The 1,093-nt window shown below is 61.4% G+C and carries 2 protein-coding genes; both read right to left on the reverse strand.

The annotated features are described in order from the left end of the window. On the reverse strand, positions 1-322 hold a 322-nt coding region (locus tag AQR02_RS25820), incomplete at its 3' end, for an alkaline phosphatase family protein (protein ID WP_187388827.1). Positions 323-324: 2 nt separating this feature from the next. Beyond that, a partial coding sequence (locus AQR02_RS25825) for an ABC transporter ATP-binding protein (protein WP_054943244.1) occupies positions 325-1,093 on the reverse strand: 769 nt, incomplete at its 5' end.

Genomic DNA, 1,093 nt, shown 5'->3' on the forward strand with positions numbered 1-1,093 from the left:
CGGAGCTGTACAATTCGCTGACCCAGTGATATGCCGCTGCGGCTGTGCGCAGATTGGCAGCGACAGCAAGATGGAAGACGCTCTCTTCATGGCTCAGCCTGACAATATGATTGGCAGTGATTCCGTTCTTCGACACCGGCGTCCCCGTAAGCAGCACTTCATACAGAGGCCGCGAGAGACTGGGCAGCTCGGATTGTACACTGCAGCAGGACATGTGACCCTGCTCCACCAGATGCTCCATGTAACCCAAATATTTACGGGCGGCATCGTACCGCAGCCCGTCCAGCACCACTACGATCAGCTTATTCGCTGCATCCGTCATCGTTAGGCTCCCTCCTGTTCCAGCTGCAGCAGCTGGGCCGGGTCCAGCAAAAGGGTAACCCCCTCGCCCTCCCGCACGCGCAGCCAGCGTCCGTCATTCAGCAAATCCACGGTTAGGCAAATTTCCGCCGCCTCCACGACAGCCCGGATAATATTGCCGAGCACAGATACAGATTGTACCGTCCCCTTCACAGCAATCATGCCGCCCGTGTCCTCCCCCGGCTTCTCGCCTTCCGGCAGCAGCCTAAGTGCTTCAGGCCGAATCGCGAAGCTGTCCGCTGCGCTACGCACGCTGCGGAACAGCGCAAGCGCCTCGGCCCGGGTCAGCACATTGTAGCTGCCCATGAACCGGGCGGCAAATTCCGTCCGCGGCGCTGTATACAGCTGCTCCGGTGAGCCCTCCTGAACAATCCGGCCCTGGTTCATGATGCAGATCCGGTCCGACAGAATCAGCGCCTCTTCCTGGTCGTGGGTAACGAACAGCGTCGTCATCCCCAGCCTCCGCTGGATCTGGCGGATTTCTGTCCGCAGGTTCTTACGGATCTTGGCGTCGAGTGCGCTAAGCGGTTCGTCCAGCAGCAGCAGCTTCGGCTGGACGGCGAGCGAGCGGGCCAGCGCCACCCGCTGCTGCTGGCCGCCGGATAGCGATTGCGGATACATATCCCGCTTATCTTCGAGATCAACCATCGCGAGCAGCTCCCGGCAGCGGCTGCGCCGCGCCGCAGGAGCCATCCCGCGCATGCGCATCCCGTATTCCACATTCTGGCTGACG

Source organism: Paenibacillus ihuae (assembly GCF_001368795.1).
Lineage (GTDB): Bacteria > Bacillota > Bacilli > Paenibacillales > Paenibacillaceae > Paenibacillus_AQ > Paenibacillus_AQ ihuae.